Origin of the sequence: Streptomyces sp. NRRL B-24085 (assembly GCF_001282115.1) — a bacterium.
Classification (GTDB): Bacteria; Actinomycetota; Actinomycetes; order Streptomycetales; family Streptomycetaceae; genus Streptomyces.
The window spans coordinates 1-5,685 of the sequence record NZ_LJBR01000245.1 but is presented as its reverse complement, the minus strand read 5'-3'; the positions used below and the strand labels follow the sequence as shown (position 1 = coordinate 5,685).

The 5,685-nt window shown below is 68.4% G+C and carries 5 protein-coding genes; all 5 read left to right on the top strand.

What is annotated here, in order from left to right; genetic code table 11:
* Positions 1-871, top strand: an 871-nt coding sequence (locus tag AOJ26_RS25440) for a chitinase (RefSeq protein WP_199828873.1), incomplete at its 5' end; no start/stop codon positions are given.
* Positions 872-1,075: 204 nt separating this feature from the next.
* Positions 1,076-2,380 carry an ABC transporter substrate-binding protein gene (locus AOJ26_RS25435; protein ID WP_053850673.1) on the top strand — a complete coding sequence of 435 codons (1,305 nt, stop codon included), beginning with the start codon at positions 1,076-1,078 and terminating at the stop codon, positions 2,378-2,380.
* Positions 2,381-2,393: 13 nt separating this feature from the next.
* On the top strand, positions 2,394-3,371 hold the full coding sequence (locus AOJ26_RS25430; RefSeq protein ID WP_053850672.1) for a carbohydrate ABC transporter permease: 978 nt from the start codon (positions 2,394-2,396) through the stop codon (positions 3,369-3,371).
* A complete protein-coding gene (locus tag AOJ26_RS25425) occupies positions 3,368-4,255 on the top strand; it encodes a carbohydrate ABC transporter permease (RefSeq protein WP_053850671.1) in 888 nt (295 codons plus the stop codon). The genes AOJ26_RS25430 and AOJ26_RS25425 overlap by 4 nt, the downstream gene beginning before the upstream one ends.
* Before the next feature lie 26 nt (positions 4,256-4,281).
* The gene (locus AOJ26_RS25420) at positions 4,282-5,592 is read left to right on the top strand and encodes a glycoside hydrolase family 36 protein (RefSeq protein ID WP_053850670.1); all 1,311 of its coding nucleotides are present in this window, start codon (positions 4,282-4,284) and stop codon (positions 5,590-5,592) included.
* The last annotated feature ends 93 nt before the right edge of the window (positions 5,593-5,685 follow it).

Below are 5,685 nucleotides of genomic sequence, written 5' to 3'. Positions count from 1 at the left end.
CGTCGACATCTCCCTGCACCCCGCCTTCGACCTCCTGGCCGCCGTCGACGCCACCGGCGTGAAGGACTACAACCTCGCCTTCGTCACCGACGGCGGCGGCTGCACCCCCAAGTGGGGCGGGGTCAGCGATCTGGCGAGCGACGCGGTCGCGGGCCAGATCGGCGCGCTGCGGGCGAAGGGCGGCGACGTCCGGGTCTCCTTCGGCGGTGCCTCCGGCTCCGAGCTGGCCACCACCTGCTCCTCGGCGGACGCGCTCGCGGCGGCGTACGGCAAGGTCGTGGACGCGTACGACCTGACCAAGGTCGACTTCGACGTGGAGGGCGGGGCGCTGCCGAACACGGCGGCGAACACCCGGCGGGCGCAGGCGATCGCCAGGATCCAACAGGACCACCCGGACCTGGACGTCTCCTTCACCCTGCCCGTGATGCCCGAGGGCCTCACCCAGGACGGCGTGGACCTGCTCGCGAACGCCAAGTCCAACGGCGTGCGCATCGACACCGTCAACATCATGGCGATGGACTACGGGCCCGCGTACAGCGGCGACATGGGCACGTACGCCGAGCAGGCCGCCACCGCCACCCAGGCGCAGGTCAAGGGTGTCCTCGGACTGTCCGACAGCGCGGCCTGGAAAGCGGTCGCCGTCACCCCCATGATCGGGGTCAACGACGTGGCGTCGGAGGTCTTCACGGTCGAGGACGCCGGTCAGCTCGTGACCTTCGCCAGGGCGAAGGGGCTCGGCTGGCTGTCGATGTGGTCCGCCACCCGGGACAAGCAGTGCCCCGGCGGTGCGAAGCCCTCCGCGGACGCGACGTGCAGCTCGGTCGTGCAGGGCCCGTTCGCCTTCTCCAAGGCCTTCGCCGCCCACAACTGAACAGCGGGTCGGCGGCGAGGCTCCCGGGTCACCGGGAGGCAGGGATGTCGGTCACGTTTCGACAAATCAGTTCGAAAGCTATTGACGCATGACCTGACATAACGCTGTCATTGCGCCACCGTGTTCGGTCAAGTTGGTTTCTGGTCGATTACGACTGGTCTCCGAGCCCCTCCATGACTGAACCCCTGCCTTCAGGAGCCGTCCATGCGTGACCTCTCGTCTTCCCTCCCCTCGCCCAGCCGCCGCGGTGTGCTCAAGGGGGTGGGGGGTGCCGCCCTGTTGGGGGCGGGTATCCCGTTGCTGTCCGCTTGCGGCGGCAGTGGCAGCTCCAGCGACCCGAAGACGGTGACGCTGGGGTCGAACGCGTCGGACGCGGTGCCGAAGAAGGCGTTCGCGGAGATCTACGCGGCGTTCAAGAAGCAGTCCGGGATCACGGTCGACGTGAACACCAAGGACCACAACACGTTCCAGGAGCAGATCAACTCCTACCTCCAGGGCACGCCGGACGACGTGTTCAACTGGTTCGCGGGCTACCGGATGCAGTTCTTCGCCGCGAAGAACCTCGCCTCGCCGATAGACGACGTGTGGCAGAAGATCGGCGCCAACTTCCCGGACGCCATGAAGAAGCTCTCCAAGGGCGCGGACGGCAAGTACTACTTCGTGCCGCTGTACACGTATCCGTGGGCGATCTTCTACCGCAAGAGCGTCTTCGCCCAGCACGGCTACGAGGTCCCCACCACGTGGGACGAGCTGGTCGCGCTGTGCAAGCGGATGAAGAAGGACGGACTGGTCCCGATCGCGTTCGGCGACAAGGACGCCTGGCCGGCGATGGGCACCTTCGACCAGATCAACTTCCGGCTCAACGGCTACGACTTCCACGTCGAGCTGATGGCGGGCAAGGCGGCGTGGACGGACGCGAAGGTCAAGGCGGCCTTCGACCACTGGGCCGAGCTGCTGCCCTACCACCAGGACGGCTTCATGGGCCGCACCTGGCAGGACGCGGCGCAGACGCTGGTGTCCAAGAAGGCGGGCATGTACCTGCTGGGCTCCTTCGTGGCGCAGCAGTTCACGAACAAGGCCGACCTGGACGACCTGGACTTCTTCGCCTTCCCGGAGATCAACCCGGCGTACGGGCAGGACACCGTGGAGGCGCCCACCGACGGCTTCATGGTCTCCAAGGCGCCCAAGAACAAGGCCGGCGTGACCAAGCTCCTGGAGTACCTGGGCACCCCGGAGGCGGAGCAGATCTACCTCAAGGCCGACTCCAGCGTGGTGGCCGCCTCCAGCAAGGCCGACACCTCGTCCTACACGCCGCTGCAGAAGAAGGCGTACGAGATGATCTCCGGCGCCAAGAGCCTGACCCAGTTCATGGACCGTGACTCGCGTCCGGACTTCACCTCGACGGTGATGCAGCCCTCCCTGCAGAAGTTCCTCCAGAACCCCAAGGGCGTCGACAGTCTGCTGTCCTCGATCGAACGCCAGAAGAAGACGATCTTCGCGTCCTCCTGAGCTGAGCGGCTGAATGACTACCGACATCACCGAGAAGAGCCCGGAGGCGGCCGCTGTGCCGCCTCCGGGCGCTGCCCCTGTCAAGCGGGTCCCGCGCGGCCACAAGCGCCTGCTGACCCGTCGTGACCGGATCACGCTCGCCTTCATGGCGGGCGTGCCCACGGTCCTGCACGTGGCCCTGGTCTGGGTCACCGCGCTGGCCTCGATCGCTCTGGCCTTCACGAGCTGGGACGGGATCGGCTTCGACTCCATCAAGTGGGTGGGGCTGGACAACTTCCGTCAGCTCTTCACCGACAACCCGCAGTTCTGGCCCGCCCTGGAGCACAACGTCGTCTGGTTCGTGGTGCTCATCCTGATCCCCACGCCCCTGGGCCTGTTCCTGGCCGTGCAGCTCGACAAGAACATCCGCTTCTCCCGCGTCTACCAGACCGCGTTCTTCCTGCCGGTCGTGGTCTCCCTCGCGGTCACCGGGTTCGTGTGGCAGCTCGTCTACAACCCCGACACCGGACTGATCAACAGCCTGATCGGGGCGAACAAGCCCGGCCACTACATCGACTGGATCGGCGACCCCAAGCTCAACCTGTGGGCCGTGCTGATCGCCGCGTCCTGGCGCCACACCGGCTACATGATGATCCTCTACCTGGCCGGCCTCAAGGGCGTGGACCCCTCCCTGCGCGAGGCGTCCTCGCTGGACGGCGCGAACGAGTGGCAGACGTTCAAGAACGTCATCTTCCCCACCCTGCGCCCCACCAACACCGTCGTCCTGGTCGTCACGATCATCGAGGCGCTGCGCGCCTTCGACCTGGTGTTCGTCTTCAACAAGGGCGCCCAGGGCACCGAACTGCTGTCGATCCTGATCACCAACAACATCATCGGCGAGTCCAGCCGGATCGGTTACGGCTCCGCGATCGCCGTGGTCCTGCTGGTGATCTCGCTGGTCGTCATCATCCCCTACCTGATCGCGACCTTCCGGAAGGAGCGGCGCGCATGAGCACCCTGACCGCGCCGGCCAAGCAGCGCACCCCCGTCCGCCCGGCCCGCGTCCTGCTGCACGTGTTCCTGGTCGTCACCTCGCTGGCCTGGCTCGCGCCGCTGCTGTGGGCGGTCTTCGCGGCCCTGCGCCCCTACGCCGAGACCAGCACCAAGGGCTACGTGTCCTGGCCCGACAAGCTGAGCCTGGACAACTTCACCAACGCCTTCGAGCAGTCCGACATGCTGCACTACTTCGGGAACACGCTGATCATTGCGATCCCGGCCGTGCTGCTGACCCTGCTGGTCTCCTCGATGGTGGCCTTCTACGTCTCCCGCTTCGACTTCCGGCTCAACATCTTCCTGCTGCTGGTCTTCACCGCCGGCAACCTGCTGCCCCAGCAGGTCATCATCACCCCGCTGTACCGCATGTACCTGCTCATCGACCTGCCCGGCATCACGATGAGCGGCAAGCTGTACGACTCCGCGCTCGGCCTGGTCCTGATCCACGTGGCGTTCCAGTCCGGCTTCTGCGCCTTCGTACTGTCCAACTACATGCGGATGCTGCCCCACGAGCTGACCGAGGCCGCCCTGGTCGACGGTGCCTCGGTGTGGCGCATGTACTGGCAGATCGTGCTGCCGCTGTGCAAGCCCGCGATGGCCGCCCTGGCGACGTTGCTGTCCATCTGGATCTACAACGACTTCTTCTGGGCCATCGTGCTGATCTCCACCGGCGAGAACATGCCGATCACCTCGGCGCTGAACAACCTCTCCGGCCAGTACTTCACCGACCCCAACCTGGTCGCCGCCGGTGCCCTGCTCACCGCCATCCCGACACTGATCGTCTACTTCGCGCTCCAGCGCCAGTTCGTCAGCGGACTGACCCTCGGCGCCAACAAGGGCTGACCGCCCGCACCCGAGAGAGAACCACCGTGCCCCACCCCTTCACCCCGCTCGCCTCGGTGCCCGTGGACCCGCGCAGGGCCCGCGTCCACGAGGAGGGCTGGCAGTCCTGGAGCCCCAGCGGCACATACGCCCTCGGTGACAAGCCGTACCGCCCGACGAACGACAACTGGGCGACGGTCTGCTACCGGCCGGGCGTCACCGTGCCCGAGGGCGCCTTCCAGGGCGAGGGGCTGCTGGCGCTCGACCCGGGCGACGGGTCACCGGTACGGCTGTGGGCGGCGCCGGACCCCACGCGTGCGGTCCCGTCGATCCGCCTCACCGTGGACGGCGCCACCGCCGAGGTCTCCGCCGACGGCCCGGTGGACGAGTTCACGGGCACGGACATCCAGTCGGTGCTGGGCGAGTGGGCCGCCGGGCTCGGGGTCCGGTCCCCGCGTCCGGCGCCCACCGTCTGGTGCTCCTGGTACGAGTACTTCACCGACGTCACCGAGGACGACATCCACGAGAACCTCCGTGCGATGGAGACCCTCGACCTGCCCGTGGACGTCGTCCAGATCGACGACGGCTACCAGAAGGCCCTCGGCGACTGGCTCACCCTCTCCGGCCGCTTCCGCTCCCGCGCGGGCATCGCCGACGCGATCCGCGCGCGGGGCCGCCGGGCCGGCATCTGGACGGCACCCTTCCTGGTCGACCCGGCCGGCGACCTGGCCGCCGAGCACCCCGACTGGCTGGTCGAGGACCTCGACGGAGGCTTCCTGCACGCCGGCCGCAACTGGGGCCACGACCTGTGCGTCCTGGACACCACCCACCCCGAGGCGGCCGAGTACCTGGCGTCGGTCTTCAGGACCCTGGTCGCCGAGGGCTACGACTACTTCAAGGCCGACTTCCTCTACGCGGGCGCGCTGGACGGCGTACGGCACTCCGCCGCGGACGCGCTCACGGCGTACCGCTCCGGAATCGAGCTGATCCGCGGGGCCATCGGCGAGGACGCCTACCTGCTGGGCTGCGGGGCGCCCGTCCTGCCCTCCGTCGGCCTGTTCGACGCGATGCGGGTCAGCCCCGACACGGCCCCGCACCGCCGCCCGGAGGCCGGCGACTACAGCCAACCGGGCCAGGACGCCGCCGAGTTCACCGGCGCCGCCCGCCAGTGGCAGCACGGCCGGCTCTGGGTCAACGACCCCGACTGCCTCATGGCCCGCCCGGCCGTGGAGACCCGCGAGCGCTGGGCCGCCCACGTGGAGAACACGGGCGGCCTGATGGCGTCGAGCGACCGCCTGCTGTCCCTGGACCAGTGGGGCGTGGAGACCACCCGCCGCCTGCTGGGCGGAGAGGTCTGACAAGCCCGCCGCGGTGGAACGCGGTGGGGCGCGGCACCCCCCTCGGCTGCCGCGCCCCTTCCCCGTCCCCACGGCCCCGGGTCGGTCACGGGA